At 69.3% G+C, this 25781-nt stretch carries 25 protein-coding genes; 8 read left to right on the plus strand and 17 right to left on the minus strand.

The window, feature by feature from the left end; genetic code table 11:
• Positions 1-96: 96 nt before the first annotated feature.
• Together GTZ93_RS20800 and GTZ93_RS20805 are read right to left on the minus strand one after the other, a co-directional pair.
• Positions 97-720: an NUDIX hydrolase gene (locus GTZ93_RS20800; RefSeq protein ID WP_139924117.1), complete on the minus strand. Its 624-nt coding sequence runs from the start codon at positions 718-720 to the stop codon at positions 97-99.
• A 14-nt stretch (positions 721-734) separates the two neighbouring features.
• Entirely contained in the window at positions 735-1628 is an 894-nt protein-coding gene (locus GTZ93_RS20805) for an undecaprenyl-diphosphate phosphatase (RefSeq protein ID WP_120594780.1), read from the minus strand.
• Between the two features lie 139 nt (positions 1629-1767).
• Here GTZ93_RS20805 and GTZ93_RS20810 point away from each other — a divergent pair, with 139 nt between their 5' ends.
• Complete coding sequence (locus GTZ93_RS20810) at positions 1768-2241, plus strand: YchJ family protein (protein WP_161662943.1); 474 nt, start codon at positions 1768-1770, stop codon at positions 2239-2241.
• Positions 2242-2435: 194 nt separating this feature from the next.
• Here GTZ93_RS20810 and GTZ93_RS20815 read toward each other — a convergent pair whose 3' ends face one another.
• Both GTZ93_RS20815 and GTZ93_RS20820 read right to left on the minus strand, forming a co-directional pair.
• Positions 2436-2843 carry a type II secretion system protein GspG gene (locus tag GTZ93_RS20815; RefSeq protein WP_139922425.1) on the minus strand — a complete coding sequence of 136 codons (408 nt, stop codon included), beginning with the start codon at positions 2841-2843 and terminating at the stop codon, positions 2436-2438.
• Positions 2844-2950: 107 nt separating this feature from the next.
• On the minus strand, positions 2951-3352 hold the full coding sequence (locus GTZ93_RS20820; protein WP_139922428.1) for a type II secretion system protein GspG: 402 nt from the start codon (positions 3350-3352) through the stop codon (positions 2951-2953).
• Between the two features lie 259 nt (positions 3353-3611).
• Between GTZ93_RS20820 and GTZ93_RS20825 the strand changes: the two genes are divergently transcribed.
• A complete protein-coding gene (locus GTZ93_RS20825; protein WP_257979471.1) occupies positions 3612-5189 on the plus strand; it encodes a di-heme oxidoreductase family protein in 1578 nt (525 codons plus the stop codon).
• A 17-nt stretch (positions 5190-5206) separates the two neighbouring features.
• On the opposite strand, the gene GTZ93_RS20830 is transcribed toward GTZ93_RS20825, so the two are convergent.
• From GTZ93_RS20830 to metK, 4 genes are all read right to left on the minus strand, one after another.
• The gene (locus GTZ93_RS20830; protein WP_139922433.1) at positions 5207-5917 is read right to left on the minus strand and encodes an MYXO-CTERM sorting domain-containing protein; all 711 of its coding nucleotides are present in this window, start codon (positions 5915-5917) and stop codon (positions 5207-5209) included.
• 74 nt (positions 5918-5991) lie between these two features.
• Positions 5992-7242, minus strand: coding sequence for a glycosyltransferase (locus GTZ93_RS20835; RefSeq protein WP_139922434.1), 1251 nt, complete (start codon positions 7240-7242; stop codon positions 5992-5994).
• A gap of 81 nt (positions 7243-7323) precedes the next feature.
• Positions 7324-8241 carry a methionyl-tRNA formyltransferase gene (locus GTZ93_RS20840; RefSeq protein WP_120594774.1) on the minus strand — a complete coding sequence of 306 codons (918 nt, stop codon included), beginning with the start codon at positions 8239-8241 and terminating at the stop codon, positions 7324-7326.
• Between the two features lie 128 nt (positions 8242-8369).
• Positions 8370-9560 (minus strand): methionine adenosyltransferase, encoded by a 1191-nt coding sequence (gene metK / locus GTZ93_RS20845; protein ID WP_139922438.1) that lies wholly within the window; start codon positions 9558-9560, stop codon positions 8370-8372.
• A 233-nt stretch (positions 9561-9793) separates the two neighbouring features.
• Between metK and GTZ93_RS20850 the strand changes: the two genes are divergently transcribed.
• From GTZ93_RS20850 to GTZ93_RS20870, 5 genes are all read left to right on the plus strand, one after another.
• Positions 9794-10390 (plus strand): Tgt2/MlaC family protein, encoded by a 597-nt coding sequence (locus GTZ93_RS20850; protein ID WP_120594772.1) that lies wholly within the window; start codon positions 9794-9796, stop codon positions 10388-10390.
• A gap of 118 nt (positions 10391-10508) precedes the next feature.
• Positions 10509-12677: a site-specific recombinase gene (locus GTZ93_RS20855; RefSeq protein ID WP_161662944.1), complete on the plus strand. Its 2169-nt coding sequence runs from the start codon at positions 10509-10511 to the stop codon at positions 12675-12677.
• Between the two features lie 114 nt (positions 12678-12791).
• Entirely contained in the window at positions 12792-15443 is a 2652-nt protein-coding gene (locus GTZ93_RS20860) for an efflux RND transporter permease subunit (RefSeq protein WP_139922383.1), read from the plus strand.
• A gap of 100 nt (positions 15444-15543) precedes the next feature.
• Positions 15544-16149, plus strand: coding sequence for an MXAN_6521/LA_1396 family lipoprotein (locus tag GTZ93_RS20865; protein ID WP_126933942.1), 606 nt, complete (start codon positions 15544-15546; stop codon positions 16147-16149).
• Between the two features lie 10 nt (positions 16150-16159).
• The gene (locus tag GTZ93_RS20870; protein ID WP_257979468.1) at positions 16160-16696 is read left to right on the plus strand and encodes an MgtC/SapB family protein; all 537 of its coding nucleotides are present in this window, start codon (positions 16160-16162) and stop codon (positions 16694-16696) included.
• Between the two features lie 36 nt (positions 16697-16732).
• Here the strand turns inward: GTZ93_RS20870 and GTZ93_RS20875 are convergent, their stop codons facing one another.
• The 9 genes from GTZ93_RS20875 to GTZ93_RS20915 all read right to left on the minus strand — a co-directional run bounded on the left by GTZ93_RS20875 (position 16733) and on the right by GTZ93_RS20915 (position 24195).
• Positions 16733-17059 (minus strand): hypothetical protein, encoded by a 327-nt coding sequence (locus GTZ93_RS20875; RefSeq protein WP_139922385.1) that lies wholly within the window; start codon positions 17057-17059, stop codon positions 16733-16735.
• A 94-nt stretch (positions 17060-17153) separates the two neighbouring features.
• Positions 17154-18965, minus strand: coding sequence for a phosphoenolpyruvate--protein phosphotransferase (gene ptsP, locus GTZ93_RS20880; RefSeq protein ID WP_120579871.1), 1812 nt, complete (start codon positions 18963-18965; stop codon positions 17154-17156).
• 43 nt (positions 18966-19008) lie between these two features.
• Complete coding sequence (locus GTZ93_RS20885) at positions 19009-19287, minus strand: HPr family phosphocarrier protein (RefSeq protein WP_120561227.1); 279 nt, start codon at positions 19285-19287, stop codon at positions 19009-19011.
• A 33-nt stretch (positions 19288-19320) separates the two neighbouring features.
• The gene (locus tag GTZ93_RS20890; protein WP_390624902.1) at positions 19321-20115 is read right to left on the minus strand and encodes a PTS system mannose/fructose/sorbose family transporter subunit IID; all 795 of its coding nucleotides are present in this window, start codon (positions 20113-20115) and stop codon (positions 19321-19323) included.
• A gap of 17 nt (positions 20116-20132) precedes the next feature.
• On the minus strand, positions 20133-20852 hold the full coding sequence (locus GTZ93_RS20895; RefSeq protein ID WP_161662945.1) for a PTS sugar transporter subunit IIC: 720 nt from the start codon (positions 20850-20852) through the stop codon (positions 20133-20135).
• 4 nt (positions 20853-20856) lie between these two features.
• Positions 20857-21342, minus strand: coding sequence for a PTS sugar transporter subunit IIB (locus GTZ93_RS20900; protein ID WP_120561225.1), 486 nt, complete (start codon positions 21340-21342; stop codon positions 20857-20859).
• Positions 21343-21375: 33 nt separating this feature from the next.
• The gene (locus GTZ93_RS20905) at positions 21376-21798 is read right to left on the minus strand and encodes a PTS sugar transporter subunit IIA (RefSeq protein WP_120580288.1); all 423 of its coding nucleotides are present in this window, start codon (positions 21796-21798) and stop codon (positions 21376-21378) included.
• A 419-nt stretch (positions 21799-22217) separates the two neighbouring features.
• The gene (locus tag GTZ93_RS20910; RefSeq protein ID WP_139922900.1) at positions 22218-23138 is read right to left on the minus strand and encodes a diacylglycerol kinase catalytic domain-containing protein; all 921 of its coding nucleotides are present in this window, start codon (positions 23136-23138) and stop codon (positions 22218-22220) included.
• A 22-nt stretch (positions 23139-23160) separates the two neighbouring features.
• Positions 23161-24195 carry an SPFH domain-containing protein gene (locus GTZ93_RS20915; protein ID WP_139922902.1) on the minus strand — a complete coding sequence of 345 codons (1035 nt, stop codon included), beginning with the start codon at positions 24193-24195 and terminating at the stop codon, positions 23161-23163.
• A 156-nt stretch (positions 24196-24351) separates the two neighbouring features.
• Between GTZ93_RS20915 and GTZ93_RS20920 the strand changes: the two genes are divergently transcribed.
• Positions 24352-25776 carry a GspE/PulE/PilB domain-containing protein gene (locus tag GTZ93_RS20920; RefSeq protein ID WP_139922904.1) on the plus strand — a complete coding sequence of 475 codons (1425 nt, stop codon included), beginning with the start codon at positions 24352-24354 and terminating at the stop codon, positions 25774-25776.
• Positions 25777-25781 lie beyond the last annotated feature (5 nt).

Below are 25781 nucleotides of genomic sequence, written 5' to 3' on the forward strand. Positions count from 1 at the left end.
GCCCTTTCGAAGGGTTTCCCCCTCAACGTGGGACCGGCCCTCCAGGGCGACAAGGCACCTTCCGCCAGGGCCGCCCGCCAGCACGGACTTCGCGGTTCAGCGGTCAGCAGGCGAGGGAGCGTCCAGCAGGTCGTGGATGCCCGGCACCTCCACCACGAACTGCAGGAAGTTGCGCAGGATGCGCCCCGTGGCGCCCCAGATGACGTGCTCGCCGTGCGTGTAGAAATGCACGTCGTGCTCCATCCCCTCCCACATGTGCCGCTCCACCCGGAGGATGGCGGGGTCCAGCAGGCGCACCAGCGGCACCTCCAGCACCAGGTCCACCTCCGCCGGGTTGGGCACGTACTTCCCATCCCCCGGGATGACGCCCACGTAGGGACGGATGCGGTACGCGGACGTGGTGGGCGTCTCGTCCAGCAGCCCCAGCACGCGCACGTGGGTGCGCGCGACGCCCAGCTCCTCGTCCGTCTCGCGCAGCGCGGTCTCCAGCGGGGTGACGTCCCGCGCCTCCTGGCCTCCGCCCGGGAACGCGTACTGCCCCGCGTGCGTGCGCAGGGTGGCGGGCCTCCGCGTGAAGACCACGTGCGGCACGCCGTCCCGCTCGAAGAGGGGCACCAGCACCGCGGCCTCTCGCAGCGCCCGCCCCTTCCACTCGAACGTCCGCGCCGGCCTCGCCGTCAGCCGCGTCTCCAGCGCATCGAACAGGGCCTGCACGCGCACGACCTCTCCCTTCCTCAGTCCGTGATCTGCTTCTCCACCGGCGGCTTCGTCGGCGCATCCGGCGTCGCCAGGTTCTCCACGCCAGACATTGGCTTGAGGATGTTCGCCTGCAACAGCCCCAGCAACAGCACGCCCAGCGCGATGCGGTACACCACGAACACCAAGGTGGTGCGCCGCTTCAGGAAGCTCAACAGCCACGCGATGGCCGCCATGCCCGACAGGAAGGCCACCAGCGTCCCCACCACCAGGGCCACCGTCGACGGACGCTGCGTGGCCTCCAGCAGGTGCTTCAGCTCGAAGATGCCCGCCAGCGTCGTCGCCGGAATGGACAACAGGAACGAGTAGCGCGCCGCGTCCTCGCGCTTGAGCCCCAGCGACAGGCCGCCCGTGAGCGTCGTGCCGGACCGGGACGACCCCGGCACCAGCGCCAGCGCCTGCCACAGGCCGATGATGATGCCGTCCTTCCACGTCATGTCCGCCACGGTGCGCTGGTGCGACGCGCGCTTCTCCACGACGAACAGCACGATGGCCAGCACGATGAGGCTGCCCGCGATGACGTAGAGCGAACGGAACTGCGTCTCAATGACCTTCTTGAACGCGAGTCCGCAGATGCCGATGGGCAGCGTGCCCACGCCCACGAACCACGCGAGCCGCGCCTCCATCGTGCCGAACGGGTCCCGCTTCACCAGCCCCACGACGAACGCCTTCACCAGCGCGACGATGTCCTTGCGGAAGTAGATGAGCACCGCGGCCACCGTGCCCAGCTGGATGATGGCCGAGTACGCCGCACCCGGATCCGGCCAGCCGAACAGCTCCGGCGCGATGCGCAGGTGCGCGGTGGAGCTGATGGGCAGGAACTCCGTGAGACCCTGGACCAGACCCAGGACGATGGCTTCAAGCAGGCTCATAGGGGACGTGGCCGCCAGGGATATGCCCTGCCCCCCTGCCCCGCAAGCGCGAAGGTTCCCCACACCACGGCCCAGGTCCGCCACCCGACCGTCCACACTGGAAGCCGGAAGGGGGAACCCGGGTAGGCTTGGCCCCGCCATGCCCCCCCTCCCCCTGTGTCCCTGCTCCTCCGGCCAGCGCTACAAGCAGTGCTGCGCCCCCTTCCACAAAGGCGAGGCGGAAGCCCCGGACGCCGAGCGCCTGATGCGCAGCCGCTACAGCGCCTTCGCCTGGCGCGAGGCCGCCTACCTGTGGAAGACGCTCCACCCCGACCACCCGATGCGGGCCCGTCCAGAAGCGGACGTCGTGCGCGAGCTGCGCGCCTTCGCCCAGGCCCACCAGTACCCGGGGCTGGTGGTCATGGGCCACCAGCCTCCGGACACCACGGGGCTCGCCCGCGTCCTCTTCTTCGCCAAGGTGTTCGAGAAGGGGAAGGACCAGTCCTTCGTGGAGCGCTCGGACTTCCGCCACGACGGCACCGGCTGGCGCTACCTGGACGGCGTCCTCAAGCTGCCCCGCGAGCTGAAGGTCCCGCCCGAGTCCCTCACGCTGGAAACCTTCCCCGTGGACTGACGGCGCGGCCGCGAAAATCCCCCGTCAGGATTTTCGCGGCACTTGCGTCCCTGGGAGTGCTGCCCGGCCGGAGAGGCCCTACACGCTCTGGTAAAGCTCCACCACAATGGGGCTCGCGGTTCGAATCCGCCTTGGCCTGAAACGCCACCCAATCGTGGCTTCTCCACTCGGGCAGCACCCTTTTCCTCCCTCCGTCACCCTCGGGACCGCGCGTCCCGGTCGAGTGACGAGAGGTCCCGGTCATCGCCGTCACCGCCCGGTGCGCCATCCGCGCCCAGTGACACGATGGCCGGCACGCCCCTGTCCAGCGTGTACACGTAGTCATTGCCCCACGGGTCGCGCGGCAGCTCCGGGAGGATGTTCTCCTCCACCAGCACGCGCAGCCCGGAGGTGGTGTCCGGCAGCCGGCCCTTCTTCATCGCGTACAGCTGGAGTCCCTGCCCCAGCGAACCGAAGTCCAGGCCCACGCGCTGCTGCTTCGCCTGGCCGAACTGACTCATCACCGACACGCCCACCGCGGCGGCGATGAGGCCCAGGATGGTGATGACGACCATGATTTCAATCAGCGTCATGCCGCGCTGACGTCGCTTCTTCCTGTCCATGTCTGTCTTTCTGACACGCGGACCGGCACGGGCCTGGGTCAACGTGTCCCTCACGGAAGGCCCCTCTGCCTTCCGGGATGACTGCCATTGCAACCCGTGGGCCCACTTCACTCCGCCAGGAGGACGCGAGAGGAGTGGTCCGCGTCCGGGCCTTCGCCGTCCGGGATGCCATCACGGCCATAGGACAGGATGACCGGCGTGCCCGCCTCCACACGGTACACATAGTCATGGCCCCAGGGATCCACGGGGATGCGCTCCAGGAGGCGTTCCTCCACGAGCGCGGAGAGCCCCACCGATGGCGGCGGCACGTGTCCCGCCCGCTCCGCGTACCGAGTCACCGCCTTCAGCAGGTGCCGCATGTCCAGGGCCACCATCCGCAGCTGCGCCCCTCGCTCCAGGTTCATCATGGACAGCGCCAGCACGGCGTAGCCGATGAGGACCAGCGCCACGAAGACAAGCAACCAGCTGTAGGTCTTGAGCCAGGGACGGAGGCCGATTCGAGAGGGCATGTCTGTCTTTCTGGCGCGAACGTCATGTGCGACGCGCCACCGTGTCGTGTCACCGCGCGCACCGGGCGCGGCCTCACTGCGCCACCGTGCAATCGCCGCACCCACCCCACCCCCTTGCGCGCGAGGCGCCTGCCGCGATACACGCCCGCCTCGAATCGACTTTGCGAATCAATCTCAAATCAGCCAGCCAAAACGGTAATCCGTGAACGGCCAGCGAGGCGAGGCCATGCGGGGACACAAAGCAATGTGGAGTGCGTGGGTGGCGGCGCTGCTGCTGCTCGGAGCGTGTGGTGACGACGACCCGACGCCCCAGCCCTCGGGCAACACGGATGCGGGTGTGACCGTGGACGCGGGCACGGATGCCGGCACGCAGCCCGTCCGCCATGACCATGCGTTCTGGAATCACAGTCCCCGCGTGCATCCTCGTCATGATGCTCGCGTCCTGCGGGCAGTCGTCCCCCCGCTTCCGGACGACCCGCCCATCGACACCCCGGATGAGGTGCCGCTGGAGGTCGCGCCGTTCGACCCGGACGAGACACGGTCCGGTGGTGCCACCACGGTGCCCCACGCCGGCCCCGAAGCCTTCGTGCAGTCCCCCGCCAACATCACGATGGAGCACAGGTCGCGCTTCCTCCTGGGCGAGGCCAACTTCGAGGTGGACTGGGTCCCCGCGCCCTCGGGCCAGCGCGACCGTGACGGCCTGGGCCCGCTCTTCCACGCCACCTCGTGTCTCGCCTGCCACGTCGCCAATGGCCGGGGCGCGCCCGTCGCCGGCAACACGAAGGCCCCCGCGTCCCTGCTCGTGCGCCTCTCCGTGCCCGGCACCGGACCCCACGGCGAACCCGTGCCGGAGCCCACCTACGGCGACCAGTTCCAGCCTCGCGCCATCGACGGCGTCCCCGCCGAAGGCCAGGTGCAGGCGACCTACGCGTCCCTGCCCGCCCTGTCCCTCCGGGGCGAAGGCAGCGTGACGCTCCAGTCGCCGAGCTACGAGTTGCTGGACCTGGGCTACGTCCCGCTCGCGCCCGACGTGCGCCTGTCCCCGCGCATCGCGCAGCCCATGGTGGGCCTGGGCCTGCTCGCGGCCATTCCAGATGCGACGCTGCTCGCCTGGGCCGACCCTGACGACCGTGATGGCGACGGCATCCGGGGCCGCCCCAACCGCGTCTGGAATGCGAAGGAAGGCCGCGAAGTACTGGGCCGCTTCGGATGGAAGGCCAACCAACCGGACCTGGAGCATCAGGCCGCGGGCGCGCTGCTGGGCGACATGGGCCTCACCTCCACACTGTTCCCCCAGCCTCCGTGCACCGCCGCGCAGTCGCAGTGCCTCAAGGGCGCCACCGGTGGCGAGCCCGAAGTGGACGCCGCCAACCTCGCCTCCCTCTCTGACTACTCGCACCTCATCGCCGTGCCCGCGCGACGTGGCGCGGACCGCGAGGACGTGCGCACGGGCAAGGCCGCGTTCCTGCGCGCGAGCTGCGACCGCTGCCACCGCCCCAGCACCACGACTGGTGAGCTGCCCGGATTCCCGGAGCTGTCGAACCAGCGCATCTGGCCGTACACGGACCTGCTGCTGCACGACCTGGGCGAAGCGCTCGCGGACGGGCGCACCGACTACCAGGCCACCGGAACTGAATGGCGCACCCCGCCCCTCTGGGGCCTGGGGCTCACCGCCACCGTGAACGGGCACACGCGCCTGCTCCACGACGGACGCGCGCGCTCCGTGCTGGAGGCCATCCTCTGGCACGGCGGCGAAGCCCAGGCCTCGCGCGAAGCCGTGCAGCGCATGTCCCCGAAGGAGCGCGCCGCGCTGCTCACGTTCCTGGACTCGCTCTGACCCGACGTCCGCTCACCTTAACGCGGAGGTCGGGCAGGGCTGGGCAGCCGCGCGTGGGTTCCACGGTGGCGGTGGGTGGCTCGAAGCATGAGCCCGAGCGCCAGAAGAGGCAGCAGTGCGCCAGGGAATGCCCCACCGGCCGGGCTGGAGGAACATCCGGATGATTCCGAGGGCGGCAGGGAGTGAGGCAAAGGCTCGTGGAACACGGGGACGCCTGAATCCCGACTTCCTGCGTCTGCCTCGATGGAGCCCGCGTCCGAAGCAGTGCCAGCATCCGGAATGCCCCCATCAACGGCGACTTCACCCGCGATGGTGAAGCTGACCTCATCAGAGTGGCCGGCGCCACCTGCGTTGTAGGCGACGACGCCCCAGGAATAGACACCCGGAGGCAACGCATCGCCCTCCTCCAGGGTGATGCGGGTCTCCGCCGTCTGGAAGGTTGCGACGTTTACGCCGCCTTGGCGAATGGCCACGCCATAGGTCAGCGGCCAACCCCTGGGGTCCGTGGACGCTTCCCATTGCAGGGTGATGAGGCCATCCGGAAGGAGCGCATTGGCTGCCGGTGAAACGAGGATGGGCTTGGTGATGAAGTCGAAAGATTGCTTCAAGTCCAACTGCGTGACGGCCTGTGATTCAACGGCGAATGGCAGAGGGGCGGCGGCGGCAGGAAGCGCGGACCCGGTCAGGAAGACGAGCGTGCCAATGGCACAGCGCATTGCCGCGGGCATGGGGGTTGGCATTGTTCCTTGTCCTGGGGGAGGGGGAGCGGGCCTGGAGACGTGCCAACCCTGGCGATATTCATTCACGTCGTCAGGTGCGGCAGCGGACGCAGGTGGTAGCGGGCCTCGAACGCGTTGAACAAGTCCAGGTACTGCTCCAGGTAGCGCGTGAGCAGGAAGCGGCGGCGCACCGTCTCGTGCGCGTGGTGCCCCAGCTGGTTGCGCAGCTTCGGGGTCCGGAGCAACTGCACGATGCGCTGGGCGCACTGGTCCACCGAGTCCACCAGGAAGCCGTTGTGCCCGTCCTCAATCTGATGACGGATGCCGCCCACGTTCCCTCCGATGACGGGCGTGCCCTTCCACATCGCCTCCGCCACCGTGAGCCCGAAGCCCTCGCGCAGTGACTTCTGCACCACCACCGCCGCGCGGCGCTGGAGCGCGTTCACCAGCGCCGTGTCCTCGCGGCTGAGGACGATGAGCCGCTCGTCCTTGTGCCGCATCACCTCCTCATAGACCTTCTGCCCCTCCGGGTCGTCCGCCGCCATGTTGCCCAGCAGCACCAGCGTGCACGGCATCTCCTTGCGCGCGATCCGCCACGCGGCCACCACTCCCTCCGGATCCTTCCACCGGTCGAAGCGTGACACCTGCACCACCAGCGGCAGGTCCGTGGGGATGTGGTGATGCTGGAGCCGCTCCTCAATCTCCGCCTCGCTCATCTCCCGGTTCTTGATGGAGAACGGATCAATGGCCGGCATGAAGAACACCTGCGGGGTGGACAGCTCGCGCGCGTACTCCGGGATGCTCAACACCGTCGCGTCGTACTGCTCCACGAACGGCTTGAGGTACGCCCACAGCGACGGCTCCGGATTCGACAGGTCCACGTGGCAGCGCCAGATCCACGGCCCGCGCTTGCGGCTGTACCGCACGATGGGCAACGGCTGCGGATCGTGGATGACGACCCGGTCGTGGTCCAACCGGTTGCGCACCGCGTTCTCGTAGACGACCTCTTCGTAGATGGTCGCCTTCAGCGACGTCAGGTGGATGTCCGCGCCCTGCAGCGCGTTGTGCATCTTCTTCGTGATGTTGAAGAAGTCTGGCGGCCCCTGGATGGCCCGCCACTCGGTGGCCATGCCCACGCTGTTCATCAGCAGCGTCAGCGGTGACAACAGCTCCGCCACCCCGCCGCCGTAGTACGTGGAGTTGACGTGCACGACCCGCAGGTCCTGCAGCGGGCGCGCCTTCTCCAGGATGCGCTCCACCACCTCCGCGCCCACGTAGCGCTCGTAGTTCTCGACCTGGACGAGGGGGTAGGGGTCTCCGGGATTCTTCGCCATACCCTTGTGTGTGTCCGCCCGTCGGCAGGTGCTACCCGCGCGACCCCATCCGCTCGCACGGCTGCCCGCCGTGACTCCTCCTCAGGCCTCCTCCGGCGCGTGCGACACCACCCAGAGCGGCGTGTCCCCACACTGCACCAGCAACTCGTCTCCCTGACGGGCCAGCAGCGTGCCCGGCTCCGCGCAAGGCTTCTCGCCCCGCCACATCCGCGTGCGCTGCACCCGGACCCAGCGGCCATCGAGCCGGGCCCTCGCATCGCCCCTGCCCCCACGCCACCCGGCGAAGCGGCACGCGCGCACCTTCAAGTGCACGGAGCGCGCGCTGTCGCGCCAGTCGATGTCCCGATACGCCGGCTCGAAGAAGGGCGCGAAGGTCGCGTCGGCCCCCGCCTGTTGCTCGCCCACGTCTCCCCGCGCCACGCGCTCCACCACCCCGGGAAGCAGCCGGCGCGACGCGAGCATCAGCTTCTCGAAGACCACTTCCTCCGTGTCCTCGTCCGTCACCGGGAACGCCCCCTGCGCGAGCACGGGCCCGGTGTCGAAGCTCGCGTCCATGCGGTGGAAGGTGAGCCCCAGCTCGCGAGCGTCCTCGCGCAGCGCCCACCCCAGCGGACAGGGCCCCCGGTATCGAGGAAGCAGGGACGGGTGCACGTTCACCGCCCCCAGCCGCGCCAGCGCCAGCGCCTCTGGCGGCAGCCGCCACGGAAAGAAGAAGCACAGCAGGAGGTCCGGCTTCAGGCCCGCCAACCGGGGCGTCAGGTGTGCCCGCTCGCTCACCAGCAACACGTCCACTGACGGCGGCGCGGCCTCGAAGAGCCGCCCCAGCTCCGCCCACCCTTCCATGTCCAGCGGGCGCAGGCCCCGGATGCCCGCCGGCACCACCAGCGCCACCACGTCATGCCCCTGGGCCCTCAGCGCCAGCGTGAAGTCGTGCGCCACCGCGGGGGCCACGGTGAGCAGCACGATGCGCCAGCCAGGCGCGGCACCCGAAGTCGGCATGGCCGTGTCCTAACAATTCACCCACCGTGTGCGCCCGGCCAACGCACGCGCCATGCCCGGAAATGAAAACGCGCTCGCCCCCGGGGAGGGGACGAGCGCGTGGGCTCAACCGGAGTGCTTCCGGTGCGTCAGACCGCCTTCAGGCGGGGCGTGCGCGTCTTGGGAGCAGGGGCGGCGACCGCCTCACGGAGCGCGTCCTTCTTGTCCGTGCGCTCCCAGGTGAACTCCTTCTCCGCACGGCCGAAGTGACCGTACGCGGCGGTCTTCTGGTAGATGGGCCGCAGCAGGTCCAGGTGCTCGGTGATTTCGCGCGGGCGCAGGCCGAACGTCTGGCGCACGGCGCGGGCAATCTGCTCCTCCGGCACCGTGGACGTCCCGAAGGTCTCCACCATCACGCTGACAGGCTCCGCCACACCGATGGCGTAGGACACCTGCACCTCGCAACGACGGGCCAGGCCCGCCGCCACGACGTTCTTCGCGATGTAGCGGCCCATGTACGCGGCCGAGCGGTCCACCTTGGACGGGTCCTTGCCGCTGAACGCGCCGCCACCGTGACGGCCCATGCCGCCGTAGGTGTCGACGATGATCTTCCGGCCCGTGAGGCCCGAGTCGCCCATGGGGCCGCCGATGACGAAGCGGCCCGTGGGGTTGATGAAGAACTTGGTCTTGTTGTCGATGAGCTTCTTCGGCAGGACCTTCAGGATGACGTCCTCGCGGATGGCCTCCTGGATCTTCTTGTTGGAGACGTCATCCGAGTGCTGCGTGGACAGCACCACCGCGTCGATGCGCAGCGGCTTGCCGTCCTTGTACTCCACCGTCACCTGGCTCTTGCCGTCCGGGCGGATCCACGGGTGGTTCTTGCGGCGCACCTCCGCCAGGCGGCGGGTCAGCGCGTGCGCGTAGTGGATGGGCGCGGGCATCAGCTCCGGCGTCTCGTCGCACGCGAAGCCGAACATCATGCCCTGGTCGCCGGCGCCCTGGTCCTTCTTGTTGTCCACGCCCCGGGCGATGTCCTGGCTCTGGCCTTCGATGGCCACCATGACGCCGCAGGTGTTGCCGTCGTAGCCCATCGCGCTGTCGGTGTAGCCAATGCGCGTGATGGTCGAGCGGACGATCTTCGGGATGTCCACGTAGGTGTTCGTCGTCACCTCGCCCGCGACGATGGCGAGGCCCGTCTTCACGAGCGTCTCCACGGCGACACGCGCCTGCGGATCCTTGGCGATGATGGCATCGAGCACACCGTCGGAGATCTGGTCGGCGATCTTGTCCGGGTGGCCCTCGGTGACGGATTCAGACGTGAACAGGAAGTCGGTAGGCATGTCTTCTCGGGCTTCGCGCTAATTCGGTGACGCAGCGCAGGGGGCGGACACTAAACGTGCGGTCCCAGCAGAGTCAAACCTGTCGATACAGGGGTTTATTCGGCGAAAGCGCCCTTCAGACAGGCGGACCCGATGCCGCGGGTGTGCCTGCTCGCCGGATGAATTTATTGGTTCGCGCGGCGTTCCCCTGGGCTACAGGACCCGCGCCCTTCTTCTGGAGGTCACAGACCCATATGAACGCCATCGCCCGCCTTCGCACCCTTCCCTTCCTGGTTGCCATCACCTTCGCCGTGCCCGCGCTCGCCGCGCCCAAGGCTTCCGAAGCCATCACCAAGCCGGTGAAGACCGTGGTGCAGTCCGTGCGCTACGAGAAGGACCTCAAGGCCCTGGAGAACCTGGGCAGCGACCAGCAGGGACTCTTCCTGCTGGGTGACGAGTGGACCAAGGCCACGGACGCCCAGCGCAAGGAGTTCACCCAGCTCTTCCAGAACCTGTTCGCGAAGATCGCCTTCCCCAAGGTGCGCGAGAACTTCAAGAACCTGGACTCCATCACCTACGACGAGCCGCAGGTGACGGGCGACAAGGCGCTCGTGGGCTCCACCATCTTCATCAACCACCCGCTGAAGAAGCAGGAGATGAAGCTCAAGTACGCCGTGGAGAAGGTGGGCAGCGGCTGGAAGGTCGTGGACGTGTCCGTGCTGGGCGATTCCATGCTCACCGGCATCCGTGATGATCAGGTCCGCCCCCTCTTCAAGGAGGGCGGCTGGGACGGGCTGCTCGGCGCCATGCGTGCGAAGAACAACGAACTGGGTTCGGTGAAGGTGAAGTAATCCAGTCAGTTGCCGCCTGGGCAGCCAGGCAATCAGGCCCTCGCCATCCCTCCGGGTTCCGGGGGAGGCGCGGGCCGGTTAGGCTGGGGCGTTCCTCCTCCCCCGGAGCGCCTGGCGAATGACTGTTTCGACCCCCGCCCCGCGGCTGCTGCTCCGGGGTGTGCCGTCCGACCGTGAGATGGACGCGTTCTGCGTCCAGTACGCGCCCCGGGCCCCCGGCCACCCCGCGGTCCGGGACCTGCTCCGGCTGCTGTCGGAGGTCCCCGACGACGGCCTGGAGCCGCGCCTGGAGTGGGTGGAGCGGTGGATCCACTGGATGCGCGACCGCATCCCCGCCCAGGGCCTCACGGACGCGGACGACCTTGCGCTGTCCCCCTCGAACTCCCGGCTGTCCCTGCTGGTGCGCGTGCTGGAGGGCGAGGGCGCCCTGCGCGCGTCCGTCACCCGGCTGGTGGCGGGGGTGTGCGCGAGCAGCCGGGGGCTGAAGCTCTTCGCCCAGGTGGGCCTGAGCGCCGGCAACGGCTTCTTCTCCGAGCTGACGGACCGCCTCGCGCGCGGCGTGCTGCCCGCGCCGGCGGAGCCGGGCAAGCTGTCGGAGCTGCTCCTGCGCCTGTTCCCGGTGCCGGAGGACGCGGAGTGGCTGAGCGCGCTGTCCCCCTTGCTGCTGGCGCGGCTGACGGCGCTGGTGGGCGACCCGCCCCCACCTGAGCCCACCCCGTCCTCACGCGTGCGCGGGGACCTGATGGACGCGCTGGTGCTGCTGGGCGTGCAGGTGACGGGGCTGGGGCTGGCCGAGGACGTGCGCGACCGCATTCCGGACATGTCCTTTCGCGCGTCGCCCTTCCTGCGGCTGCGGATGGCGGGCGACGCGGTGCTGGCGCGCGACGGGGCCCAGGAGTCGCTGGCGGACCTGCTCCGCGTGGTGGAGGACTGCCGCGGCGTGGTGCGCACCGTCACCCAGCACCTGGAACACTTCGGCGTCAGCGTGGACCTGGTGTACCGCCTGGAGTGCATCCAGCGCGGCCTGGACCGGATGGAGGCCATCGCGCGGGTGCTGGGCTCGCCCCGGGGTGAGCCGCGCTGGCGCGAGGCGCTGGAGCTCCTGTCGGACCTGCTGCGGCTCGCGCACGAGGACCGCTCCGTGCGTGCGCTGGTGCGCCGCAACGCGCGGCTGCTGGCGCGAAAAATTATCGAGCGCACCGGCAACACGGGTGAGCACTACATCACCTCCACGACGGCCGAGTTCCACCACATGGTGCACTCGGCGGCGGGCGGCGGGCTCGTCGCCGCGGTCGCCGTCGCGCTGAAGTTCCTCCTCACCGGCCTTCCGCTGGCCCCCTTCTTCGCGGGCCTCTTCGTCGCGCTCAACTACGCGGGCGGCTTCGTGGTGATGCAGCTGCTGGGCTTCACGCTGGCCACCAAGCAGCCGTCCATGACGGCCTCCACGCTGGCGGCCGCGGTGGGCGAGGACGCGGGCCTGGACGAGGGCACCCGGCGCATGGAGCGCCTGGCGGCGCTGGTGCCGCGCATCACCCGCTCGCAGCTCGCGGCCATCCTGGGCAATCTGGGCTGCGTCCTTCCCGTGGCGGTGGCGCTGGCGCTGGGCTTCCAGTTCCTCAAGGGCCACGCCTACCTGACCGCGCAGCAGGCGCAGCACGTGGTGGAGACGCTGCACCCCTGGAAGAGCGCGACGCTCCTCCACGCCATCCTGACCGGGGTGATGCTCTGGGCCTCCAGCGTCGCCGCGGGCTGGTTCGAGAACTTCATCGTCTACCGCCGCCTGCCAGAGGCGCTTGCCCACCACCGCGTGCTGCGCGCGCTCTTCGGAGCGACGGGCGCGCGCAAGGTGGCGGACTCGCTGATGCACCACGCGGCGGGCGTGGGCGGCGGCGTCACCCTGGGCGTGCTGCTGGCGGTGATGCCGGGCGTGGGCGGCTTCTTCGGCGTCCCGCTGGACGTGCGGCATGTCACCTTCTCCTTCGGCGCGCTGGCCTTCGCCGGGTGCGCGCTGGGCCCCTCCGCCGTGATGGAGCCGGGCTTCCTGGCGGCCGCCGCGGGGGTGCTCGTCGTGGGCGTCGTCAACTTCGGCGTGTCCTTCACGCTGGCCCTGGGCGTGGCCCTGCGCGCTCGCGACGTCCCGGTGAGCCAGGGCCTGCGCTTCCTGGGCGCGGTGTTCCTGCGCTTCCTGCGAAACCCGCTCCCCTTCCTCATCCCGCCCCGCGACGAGCCCGCTACGGGTGGGACGCAGGCGCAGGTCGTCCCCCTGGCCGGGCCTCCAGGACACTGAAGTCGCGGTTTATTCCCCTGCGATAAGAGGCCCTGTCTCGCGCGGAGGTGGGGCGGACAGGCACCCCGGGCTTTGCTTCCGGGCGGGGACGTTCGGCGATAGGGTCCCGCGCCCATGAGCGGCAATCCTTCTTCCCATCCCCCGCCCCGCCTCGCCCTGGCCTACGCAGAGATGCTGGTCCGGCGCCCCGGCACCGTCATGCTCGTGCTGCTGTTGCTGCTCGGCATCTCGGTGTGGGGCACGTCGAAGCTGACCATCAATTCGAACCAGCTGGACCTCATCTCCCAGGACCTGCAGGAGGTGAAGGACGTCAAGCGGGTCATCGACATGGTGGGCGGCAGCGGCTTCTTCATGCTCACCTTCCGCGGTGACGACGAGGCCACGCTCAAGAAGGTCGCGGACGACCTGGCCGCCATGGTGGGCAAGGACAAGGAGAACGCGCGCTCCGTCACCTACAAGATCCCCGTCGAGTTCGTTCAGAACAACATGGTGCTCTTCGTGAAGACGGAGGACCTGGCCGAGGGCAAGCGCCGCATCATGGCGTTCCTCAAGGATCAGATCCGCCGCGCGAACCCCTTCTACATTGAAATCAAGAAGACGGAGCCGGTGAAGCTGGACCTGCAGGACCTGGTCGACAAGTACTCCAGCGTTGGCAACAAGAGCATCGCGGACGACTACTACATCTCCCAGGACCGCAAGCTGCTCCTGCTCCTCATCAAGCCGATGTGGGACACCAACCAGATTGGCCAGACGAAGCAGTACGTGGACAAGCTGCGCGGGGACCTGGAGCAGTACTCCAAGAGCAACCCCGCGGGCGTGCAGTTGGTGGAGGACTACTACAAGATGGGCGACAAGAAGACGGTCGCCTACGGCTTCACGGGTTCCTACAAGACGGCGGTGGACGACTCGTACGCCATCGAGGACTCGCTCCAGCCGGTCACCATCATCGCGCTCGTCGCCATCTTCGCCATCACCATCGCGTTCTTCCGCAAGTGGGCGCCCACGCTCATCGTGGTGAGCGGCACGGTGGCGGGCACGCTGTACACGCTGGGCTTCACCTACGCGACGCTGGGTGAGCTCAACATGATCACCTCCATCCTGGGCGGCATCATGTTGGGGTTCGGCATCGACTACGGCATCCACTTCATCTTCCGCACGCGCCTGGAGCTGGGCGCGGGCAAGCGCTACGACGTGGCCATCCGCGACGCGGTCGTCAACGCGGGCCGGCCCGCGCTGGTGTCCGCGGTGGTGGTGGCGGGTTCCTTCTACGTGCTGATGGTGAGCGAGTTCAAAGGCTTCTCCCAGTTCGGCCTCCTGGCCGGCACGGGCACGCTGATCCTAGGCTTCACGCTGTTCTCCTGGTGCCCGGCGATGCTGGCGCTCGCGGGCCGCCGCGACCCGGAGCTGCCGCAGAAGCTCATCGGCGTGATGAAGCCGCCGCCCACGAACAACGCGTCCGGCAAGGAGCTGCGCATCCCGCGCCCCGGCCTGGTGCTGGCGGTGGGCTGCGTGATTGTCGCGGTGGTGTGCGGCGCGGCCATCCCGTGGAAGAGCGGCGAGCCCCCGGCGGACGCGGGCTTCTTCGCGCGGCTGCCGTACGGAGTCCGCTTCAACTACAACACCCGCGCGCTGATGCCGGCGAACCAGCCGTCCGTGGTGCTGCAGGATGAAATCAACGCGCGCTTCAAGATCGCCAGCGACCCGCTCGCCATCTACACCAAGGACCTGGCGGAGACGGAGGCCCTCTACAAGGAGCTGACGGCGGACCCGAAGAAGCGCCCCGCCATCTCCCAGGTGATGAGCCTCTTCACCTTCGTGCCGCCGGAGGGCATCTCCCAGGCGAACGCGAAGATCCTGGAGGAGTGGCAGGAGGAGCTGAAGGAGATCGACGTGAAGGCCCTGCCGCCGGAGACGCAGGAGAAGGCGGCCCTGTTCTTCAAGATGCTGGAGGCCCGGCCCTTCGACGTGCACCAGGTGCCGGAGATCTACGCCTCGCAGTTCCGCCACCTGCCCACCACGAGCCCGGAGAACCACGGCTACCTCACGTTCATCTACCCGAGCGTGGACCTGTGGGACGGCAAGCAGATGCTCCAGTTCGCGGACCAGACCCACTCCATCAAGGGCATGGTGACGCCGGGCAAGTTCACGGAAGGCGGCCCCACGGGCGCGCCGGTGGAGAAGGAGTTCCGCGCCGCGGGCGCCACGCAGCTGTACGCGTCGCTGGCGCGCATGGTGCTCAAGGACGCGAAGCTCACGGTCATCCTCACCGCGCTGTGGATTCTCGTGATGCACTTCGCGGACTTCCGCAACACGAAGCTGGCGCTGGCGTCCGTGATTCCGCTGACGGTGGGCCTGGCGATGATGATGGGCTTCATGGCGCTGTTCGACCTGCGCCTGAACTTCATGAACATCATCATCCTGCCCATCCTGCTGGGCTTCGGCGTGAGCCACGGCCTCTACCTGCTGCACCGCTTCCTGGAGGGCACGTCCCCGCTGGTGGCGCTGCGCAGCGTGGGCGCGGCGGTGGTGTCCTCCACGCTGACGGCGGTGGCGGCCTTCGCGGCGCTGCTGGTGGCCAGCCACAACGGCCTGCGCTCCATGGGCCTCGTCGCCTGCATCGGCCTCATCACCACGCTGCTGGTGTCCTTCACGGTGCTGGCCGCGGTGATGCAGCTGATGCACGACAAGCGGCAGAAGGACGCGGGACGTTCGCCAGAGGGCGGTTCCGCCACGGGCGGTGACACGTCCTCCACACGCGCCGCCTGACAGCGCGGAGGAAGCGCTTAATATCCGCGCCGGACCTTTCGGCCCCGCCTTCCCTTGAAGGGAAGCGCGGGGCCGTTCTTTTCTTCGGGAGCTTCAAGCCATGGGGACGTTCAAGCGGGTGGGCGCGGTGCTGGGTCTGATGGTGCTCACGGGTTGCGCGAGCGCGGTGAAGAGCCAGCGGCTGCGTGCCGACTACGCGACGGTGGACCGGCAGCAGGTGAAGCGGCTGGCGGTGGTGACGCAGCCGTTCCCGCAGGGCCAGCAGTACATCGGCGACCTGTGGAGCCTCATCGCCCGGCAGTGGCTGAACCAGAACCGGGACTACATCGTGAAGGCCAACACGTCCCTCCCCGAGCGCCGCACGGACCTCACCTTCCAGGACCAGTGCGTGGAGGGCATCGAGGGCGTGCTCTGGCTGGATCCCACGGTGAAGCGCGTGGGTGACGGCGCGGAGGTGGCGGTGAAGGCGCAGCTCATCCGCTGCCGCGACGGCGAGGAGGTCTGGGCCGCGGAGGCCGGCGGCAGCTGGGACTCCGAGGACAAGAAGTACGTGGAGCGCAAGGAGCAGTACGTGACGGAGCTGAGCAAGGACGTAGAGCCCTACGTGGTGCCGTCCTACAAGCTGCTGGTGGCCACGCTGGACACGCTGCCCAATCCCGAACTGAACGACGCGGACAAGGACGAGAAGATCGACCTGGGCGAGTAGCGTCGCCCGGGTGGAACCCCAGGTCCTCATTGGCAGGCTGGTGCTGGCCACGCTGCTGGGCGGCGTGCTGGGCGTGGAGCGCGAGGCGCGCAACCAGGCCGCGGGGCTGCGCACGCACACGCTGGTGGCGCTGGGGGCGTGCTGCTTCACGCTCTCCAGTGTCTACACGGAGGAGTTGCTCCGGACGGGCGCGAACCCCAGCGGCACGCAGACGGACATCAGCCGCATCGCCAGCCAGATTGTGGTGGGCATCGGCTTCCTGGGCGCGGGCGTCATCCTGCGCCACGGGGAAGCGGTGAGAGGGCTCACCACGGCGGCGAACCTCTGGTTGACGGCCTCGGTGGGCCTGGCCTGCGGGCTGGGGCTCTACGTGGCGGCCGGCGCCACCGTGGCCCTGGCCCTCTTGTCGCTGGTGGTGCTGCGCCCTATCTCCCGGAGGCTGTCGCCCGAAACAGGACGGCACGCCGGGCGATACAGGAAGCCGCCAGACGGCAGAAACAGCGAGGACGGGCCCCCCACGGGTGAAGAGGAGTCCCGTCCCGAGTGACGTGCGGGGTGCGTGCGGCCACCCGCCAGCCGCCCCCTATTCCACGGGCACCAGCGCGCCCGTCAGGTCGTGCGTGTAGACCACCGGCCGGTGCGCCCTGTCCGGGTGGCAGTTGTCGTCCTCCAGCTCCAGCGCGCCCTCGGCCAGCATGGCGCCCGGGAGACTGGCCAGGTCCCGGCGCAGGTAGACGTCGTCCCCGTCCAGGTCCGCGACGTCGGAGAAGCGCACCGGATATTCCCGCTCGAAGATGCGCCCCGTGCCGATGGTGAAGCCGCGCGGGTCCACCGCGACGATGCCGCCGAGCGCTTCGCCGTCCCGGTCCCGCACCGTCATGCCCCGCTGAATGTCCGTTGGCTTGAACACGCTGCTGCCTCCTGCATTCGTGTCCGGCGAACGTGCGCACTCCGCCTGGGAACGGCGACCCCCTCCCCTCGCATTCATGCGAAGGGAGCAGGGCCTACACGGACTCAGGTTCAGGATCATGCGCCGGCGGCAGCAGCAGGCCTTCCTGGCCGCCGCCGAAGCGCCGGTCCATCTCCGTGCGCACGAAGCGCTCGATCTCCTCGGCGGTGGTCAGCTCCATGGCGCCCTGGAGCATCTCCACCGCTTCGCTCCGGCTCACCCGGCGCATCATCCGCTTCACCACCGGAATCTGCCCGGACGTCATGGACAGCTCGTCGAAGCCCAGCGCCAGGAGCACCAGGGTGAAGAGCGGATCGCCCGCCATCTCGCCGCACATGGAGACGGGGATGTTGGCGGCCTTCGCCGCGTCCACGATGCCCTGGAGCATGCGCAGCACCGACAGGTGCAGCGGCCGGTAGAGGTACGCGACCTCGCGGTTCTGGCGGTCGATGGCCAGCGAGTATTGGATGAGGTCGTTCGTCCCGATGGAGAAGAAGTCCGCTTCCTGTGCCAGCCGGTCCGCGATGGTCGCCGCGCTGGGCGTCTCCACCATGATGCCCACCGGGAAGCGCTTGCCCACCGGCACTCCCGCACGCCCCAGCGCCGTGCGGCACGCCTCCAGCTCGCTGCGCGCCTCCCGCAGTTCGCTCACGCCGCAGATGAGCGGGAACATGAGGCGCAGGTTGCCGTGCACGCTCGCGCGCAGCAGGGCGCGCAGCTGGACGCGGAACAGCTCCCGGTTGGACAGGCAGTAGCGGATGGCCCGCAGGCCCATGGCCGGGTTGGGTTCCTTCTCGTGCTTCGTCTTGCCCGGCACCTTGTCGCCGCCCAGGTCCAGCGTGCGGATGGTGACGGGACGGCCGCCCATGGCTTCCAGCACCTGCTTGTAGGCGCGGTAGTGCTCCTCTTCCGTGGGCGCCGTCTTGCGGTCCAGGAACATGAACTCCGTGCGGTACAGGCCAATGCCCTCCGCGCCGTGAGCCAGGAGCGAGGGGATCTCCTCCAGGAACTCCATGTTGCCGTTGAGCCGGATGCGGAAGCCGTCCGTGCTCACCGCGGGCTGGTCCTTCGTGGCCAGCGCCAGCTGCTCGCTCTCCAGGTAGCGGCGCTGCTCCTCCCGGAACAGCGCGAGCTGGTCCTCCGTGGGGTTCACCAGCACCACGCCGCGCGTGCCATCCATGGCCACCAGGTCGCCCGGCGAAATCTGCTCGCTCGCGCGCCCCGCGCCCACCACCGCGGGCGTCTCCCGCGCGCGGGCGACGATGGCGGTGTGGCTCGTTTGTCCGCCCAGGTCGGTGACGAAGCCCGCCACGCGGCCGCTGCGAGCCATCATCGCAGCGTCCGCGGGCGGCAGGTCATGCGCGACGACAATGGCCTCCGCGGGCACCTCCACGTCCTCATCCACCACCTGGCCCATCAGGTTGCGGATGATGCGGTCGGCCACGTAGTCCACGTCCGAGCGGCGCTCGCGGAAGTACTCGTCCGGGATGTTGTCGAAGAGGTGCTTGATCTTGCGGGCCGTGCGCCGCACCGCCCACTCCGCGTTGATGCGGTCCTCCACGATGAGGCGGTTCACCTCATCCACGAGCATGGGGTCGTGGAGCATCAGCCGGTGCGCTTCCAGGATGAGGGCGTGGTCGCTGCCCTCCGTGCGCGTAATCTGGTCCTTCAGCTCCGCCAGCTGGCGGTCGGACAGGTCGATGGCGGTCTTCATCCGCATCCGCTCGGGTTCCACCTCCGCGTCCGCCAGGCGCAGCTTGGGCGTGCGGATGCGCTTCCTGTCCAGGATGAAGGCGTGGCCCACCGCCACGCCCGGGGAGGCGCCGATGCCCGACAGCCTGAGTGTAGGGGTGGCCTGGCTGCTCACGGTTCTCCTGACCTCTTGGGGAGTCTAACTCCCCTTTCGACGCTTACTGCGCTTCGCCAAACCGGTCCTCGATGAGCTTTTTCAATTCGGACAAGCAGGCCTCGGCGTCCTCGCCCTTGCAGGTGAGGGTCACCTGGGTGCCCTGGGCCGCCGCGAGCATCAGCACGCCCATGATGGACTTGGCGTTGGCGCGCTGTCCGGAGGCCTTGATGAAGACCTCGCTCTTGAAGCGGTTGGCCACCTTGACCATCTGCGCCGCGGCCCGGGCGTGCAGCCCCAGCGCGTTGATGATCTCGAAGGTTCCCTCGGCTTCACTGGCCATCGTGCGACTCCCGCTTCACTCGACTGTTCGTACTCACAGAAAGGCACCCGCCGCGCAGGCCAATCCCGCCGCGACGTAGAGGACCACGTAGGTGGGGACGCGCCGGTTGACGAGCACGTACGCCAACACGCCCACCGCCAGGCACCCCACCGCCAGGAACGGCGCCCAGGTCCCGCCCGCCGTTGCCCCGAAGCTCACCGCCAACCACGCGGCCAGGCCGCCGGCGCTCGCCGCCGCCACGCCCCTCAAGCGGGCGCCCTTGGCGGGAAGGTTCACCCGCGCCACGGCCTCCACCAACCGGTCTCCCAGATTCAGGCCCAGCCAGTACAGCCGGATGCGCAAGAGCAGGTGCACCACGTTGTACAGCACCAGGAAGAGCGCCACCGCCCAGACACCCAACAGCGGCACCATGGCCGCGCACAGCCCGCCCACCGCGGGCTTGAGCGACAGCCAGAAGAACCCGTCCCCCAGCGCCGCGAGCGGCCCCATCAGCGCCGCCTTGAAGCCCACCACCCGGTCCGGCGTCTCCTCCCCCCGGGCAATCTTCTGCTCGTGGTTCACCACGCCGCCCACGATGGCCGCCGCCACGTACGGGTGCGTGTTGAAGAAGACCAGGTGCCGGCGCACCGCCGCCTCGCGCAGCGGGCCCGGTGGGTACAGCTTCGCCAGCGCCGGGTAGACGGCGTACGCGAGCCCCAGGTTCTGCATGCCCTTGGGGTTCCACGACGCCTGGAGGAAGAGCGAGCGCAGGAACACGCGCAGCAGCGTGCCCCGGGACAGCCGCACGGGCGGCGTGAAGGCCGGCGCGGCGGCGGGCGCGGAAGGCACGGGCGTGGGCGTCGTGCTCAAGGCCGCTGCTCCTGCAGCTGCACCAGCACCACCACCGCGGTGACGGCCGCCGCGGCCAGGCCCGCGTACAGGGGCGCGCGCTTCGCGTGGCTGGACTGCGCGGCGATGGCCGCCGCCACGGACGCCATGGCCGGGTACGCCCACGCCAGGCCCCGCACCATCCCGTGCGGCAGCGCCACCATCAGCGGCTCCAGGAAGTAGCCGGCCAGCGCGCACACGCCGGTGATGGCGCCGTAGGACACGAAGTGCGGCCACATGCCCCACAGGTTCTGCCGCATGGCGCGGTTGAGGTTGCCGGCCTCCGCGGACGACAGCGCCACGCGCGCGAGCCGGGCGGAGTAGCCCTCCAGCAGCCGGTCCAGCCTACGCCCCACCCGCCCCAGCCCGATGAAGAGCAGCACGGCCAGCGACCAGATGGCCGGCGTGGAGCCCGCGCCGGTGGCGGCGGTGAGGGTGGCGGCGGCGGCGGCGGTGCCGGTGGCCGCGAGCGTGTCGTTCTCAGGGAGTGAGGCGCCCAGGTTGGCGGTGCCCAGGTAGAACAGCTCCAGCAGCATGCCAACGGACAGGCCCCCGCCCACGTCGCCCAGCAGGGCGCCCATGAACGTGGCGGCCACCAGGGGCCGGGACAGCATGGCCTGGAGGAACGCCTTGCGCTCCACGGCCACCAGCCCCCCCCAGAGACACGCGAGCGCCACCTGGGTCCAGCCGACGTTCACCGGCTCACCCGGCCTTCGACCAGCGCTCGGTCAGGTCCGGCAGGTCCACGGACTTCTCCGCGGGCACGGCGCGCGCCTCCACGCGCACGCCCTGCGCGGACAGCTGCTGGAGGGCCTGCAGCTCCCCTTCCGCCAGGAAGACGGACGGCGACACCTGCCGCCTTCCGGTGCCGAAGTGCACGTTGCCCAGGTTGAGCTGGTCCATGACCAGCCCGTGCTGGAAGGCGAAGGGCACGGAGGCGACATCCCTCAGGAGCACCAGGGTGCGAACGCCGTCCTTGGACAGGGCGGCGAAGTCCACCTGGGCCAGGGGGAGGATCAGCACCTCGATGGCGCTCTGCACGGCGAGCGCCATGGCGGCACGGATGAGTGGACTGGAGGCCGCCTCATCGTCCGCCACCACCACTCGGGACACCTTGAGGTGGGGGAGCCAGGCTTCGACAACCTGACCATGGATGAGGCGGTTGTCGACGCGGACCAGGGTGATCACGGCAGTCTCGAATCGCCGACCCGTACGGGTCCGTCAAGTTCGCGGCTGCTGCTGGGCCTCGCGAAGCAGGGCGGACGCACAGGTGATGTTGCGCTGGCCGTACGACGCCAGCTGGTTGGCCATGTCCGACAGGGCCATCTGCTCCGAACGGAGCGAGTTGGCCTTCAGCAGCATGGGCAGATTGACGCCGGCCAGGACTTCCAGATTCATCCGCTGACACATCATCAGCGATTCCTTACAGGGGGTACCTCCGAAGAGGTCGGCCATGATGATGACACCGTCCCCTTCATCCACGGTCTTCACCGCCTGCTTCATCTTGGCGCGGAGGTCCTCGACAGGGGCCCCCGGCTCGATGCTGCAAGTAGCCACGGCGGGCAGCTTGCCCACGATCTGTTCAGCGGTTGAGACAAGCTCATCCGCGAGACGCCCGTGCGATGCGATGACGAGGCCGACCATTGATCACCCCTGAGCCACTTCCCGGGAGAATTTGCGTCCTACGCCCATCAACGACCGGACGCAACTCCGGCGAAGTATTCCGCCTGCACCTGGGAACCGCTTCCCCAACGACTTCGCTTCGAAGGTAAGGCGACTGCGCCCACCATGCCTGGAATTTCAGGTCCGGGGAAGGGACAGGGTGTCGTCTGCCGGACGGGGAGCCGGGCGCGGTCTCCCCACGCTCTAGGAGATGCGCGGTGCGGCCCCGCGGTGCGTGCCCCGCGGGACGAGCCCGGCGCCCCCGCTCGGTGGGTAGGAAGGCGACCGTGCCGTCGCGCGGGAGCGGCTGTATCACCTGGGAATCCCGGGAGGGCCCGCGAGGTCCAACGGTACTCGGGGCATACCGGATTCTTGGGACCTGTCGCATCGGGTGCGGTGTCTCAGTGGACGACCAGGCGAGCCCTCTGCTCGGCGGGACGGATGCGGGCGGTGGCGCCGGCGCCGAAGGTGAGGAAGTCCTCCTCCATGCCGTCGCTGAAGATGACGCCGCCCTGGGGCATGCGGGACTCGAGCACCAGCTCCGCCTGGGCGGTGACGAAGCCGCCGACGATGTCCGCGCCGGAGTGACGGCTGACGAAGGGCTCGCGCACGACGAAGGCGAGCCGCGCGTCCTCCCAACCGAGCGTCCAGGGCTTCCCTGGCGTGCCGCCCGTGCAGCGGGTGAGCCCCTGCGCGAGCGCGAACACGGACGACAGCCACCCGCTGGAACCCGCGCCCGTGGACACGAGCACCCCGCTGGAGGACTGCGACTCCTCCTTGCCGCCGTAGCGGACCTGGTAGCGGGCGGACACGTGCGTGCGCGCGCCGATGAACAGGTCGTTGAAGGCGAGCAGCCGCTGGCCGTCCTGCAGCCGTGCCTCCGCCAGCTGCACCTGGCGCATCCTCGCGCGGCCCTCCAGGGTCCGCTGCACGGCGCCCCGGGCGTCGCGAGGGAGGAACGGAAGGAGCACGCCGTCGAAGCGCTCCGGGTCCGGGTTGATGCCCACGAGCGGCTGGCTGCCCACGTACTTGGCCACGTTGGCGACGAGCCCGTCCTGCCCCACCGCCACCACCACCTCCTTGCCGGTGAAGAGGAAGGTGGGCACGAGCGAGCGGTCCACCTGCTGCACCGGCAGGCCCACGTCCAGCTGCGAGCGGAGGGCGTCCACCGCGCGGCGGTAGGTGTCGTCCTCCGCCTCGAACCCGTTGAAGTCCTGGCCGTTGTGCTCCACGTAGAACTTCGCCTGCTTCTTGGTGTTGAAGCGGACCACCAGGTCCGCCAGCCGCGTCTTGCGCGTGACGAGGACGACCTTCTCGAACATGGCGAGCCTCCTTCGCGGGACTTCAGCGGTCGCGGGGGTCGAAGTTGTGGACGTCCGGGCGGCCGGGCTTGGGCGCGGGGCCGGGGTTGTTGCCGCGAGGGCCTGAGGCCGCGGGCAAGAGCGAGCGCAGCAGGTCCGGCGACACGTTGAGCTCGCCGATGCGCTGCGCGTTCTCGCCCATCTCGCGGAAGGCCAGGGCGATGTGGAGCGCGGGGTCGGCGCCGTTCGCGGACGTGGCCAGGAGCGTCTTCCAATCCACGTTCTTCACCGGCTCCAGCGTCTTCTCCAGGGCGTACGCGCGCGCGTCCGCGGACTGGCGCTCGTTCTGGACCCAGCGCTCCATGAGGGCGGCGCGCTGCTCCTCCACCGCGATGTCCGCGGCCATCTTCGCCTCGCGAATCTGGCGCTGGCGCTCCTCCACCACCAGCTCCGTGGCCAGCTCGCTCTCCTTGATGCGGCGCTCCTGCTCCACGGCCGCGTTGCGGCGGGCGTAGATGGCCTCGTCCGCTTCACGCTGGAGCCCTTCGCGCGCGGCGGCTTCCAGCGCGCGCGCCATCTCCGGCGTGGGCTGGATGGAGAGCACGGAGAAGGCCATCACGTGCACGCCCAGCGCCTTCACGGACTCCGCCTCCGCCAGCGCCGCGAGCACCCGGGCCTCCAGCATGTCGGACTGCACCAGCACCTCGCGCAGGCTCAGGGACTGCACCACCGCGCGGGCCCGCACCTGCGCGGCCTGCACCAGCCGGTCCGACAGCTTCTCCGGGTCGTCGGAGCGGTGACGCCCCGCCGGGGTGATGGAGTAGTCCAAGAGCCCTGCCAGCCTCCGCGCGTCCTCCACCCGGTATGTCAGCTGCCCCTGAATCGTCACCGGCTGGAAGTCGCGGGTGACCTCGTTGAAGGCGAACGGGACGTCCGCGCTCGAGAGGGGCACCGCCACCAGCGTCGTCGCCGGCTTCCAATAGAGGAACGACAGGCCCGCGCCCTCGCGGACCACCTCGCCGTCCCGGTACTGCATCACGTACGTGGTCGGCGTCGACTTCATGTACCCGAAGAACATCCGCGCATCCCCCTCACCTGCTGCGTTTGGTTTGTGTAACCTGGACACCATCTTAGTGTTGTTAATACACATTCGCAACAGGACGTGCGGGAAAGCGGTGTAGGTGGCGTGGATGCCGGTGGACGGGGTGGGCCCGGGCGTCCTTGAATCGGGGGTATGACGCGCAAGCTCGGGGAGCAGTTGGTCCTGGATGGAGTGCTGACGCCGGAGGTGTTGTCCCGGGCGCTCGCGCGGCAGAAGGAGACGGGGCTGAAGCTGGGCGAGTGCCTGGTGCGGCTGGGCGTGGACGAGACGCCGGTGTTGCGGCTGTTGGCGCAGGAGTTGAAGACGCGCTTCGTGTCCACGGAGAAGCTGGCGCAGGCGAAGGTGGACGCGGCGCTGTTGGAGCGGGTGCCGGTGCGGCTGGCGGAGGGCTTCGACTTCATGCCGCTGCGGTTGGTGCAGGACGCGCTGTACGTGGCCATCTCCGAGCCACAGCGGCAGCGGGCGTTGGAGGAGATCGCCAAGACGGTGGGCGTGGCGCAGGTGCTGCCGTTCGTGGCGGTGCGCAGGTCCATCCGCGCGGCCATCCGTAAGCACTACTACGCGGACGCGCACGCCTTCGAGCACCCGCCGGAGGACCTGGCGTGTCCGCACTGTGGCGCGTCGTGCAAGCCAGGGGATTTCCAGTGCGCGCGCTGTGAGCTGTTGCTGGTGAGGAGCGTGGAGGACCTGCCGCCCCGGGACAACGTGTCGCTGGTGCGCGCGCTGCTCACGAGGCCGGAGCAGACGGGAGCGCGCGGAGTGCCCCGTCCGCCGCAGCAGGAGGCGACGCGGGTGGTGACGTTCCAGGCGCAGGCCCAGCCGAAGACGAAGGGGCCTCCGGTGCGGCCGGTCATCGTCGCGAGCCTGGACCTGGTGAACCGGCCGCTGAGCCCGTTCGAGGCGTACGTGCTGTCGTTCGTGGACGGGCGCACGGCGCTGGCGGACATGGCGATGATCACCCAGGTGACGGAGCTGGAGCTGCGCGCTGTGTTCGAGTCGCTGTCGGAGCGCGGCGTGACGAAGCTGGTGGGCACGCTTGCGTCGGCGGAGGTGGCGTTCACGGGGGATGGCGTGCCCGCGTTCTCGCGCGAGCCGAAGACCGTGCCTCCGGCTGCGGCAGCGAAGGTGGCGGCGGCTCCAGCGGCTCCAGCGGCTCGTGCCCAGGCTCCGCGGCAGGCGCCGATGCCTTCGGTCTCGCTGGCAGCCGCGCTGGCGGCGAAGCCTCATTCCGTGGCGCCGGCTCCGGTGGCCAGGAAGGAGGACGCGCAGGAAGAGGTGCTCCAGCGTGTCGTGCGGCTGGAGCAGGCGGGGAAGATGGCGGAGGCGCTGGACCTGCTGGAGCGCAGCATCGGGCTCTTGCCGAAGCCCGCGCCGCTCTACAACCGCATGGGGATGATCCTCCTGAACCACCAGCGTGATTACGAACGCGCCAGTGCGTTCTTCAAGATGGCCTCGGACCTGGAGCCGGAGAACAGCGTCTACACGATGAACCTGTACTCCGTGCTGGCGCTCAATGCTGAAGCCACGAACGCTGGGCAGAAGAAGCCCCGGCGCTGAAGGTG

This window comes from Corallococcus exiguus, assembly GCF_009909105.1.
Lineage (GTDB): Bacteria > Myxococcota > Myxococcia > Myxococcales > Myxococcaceae > Corallococcus > Corallococcus exiguus.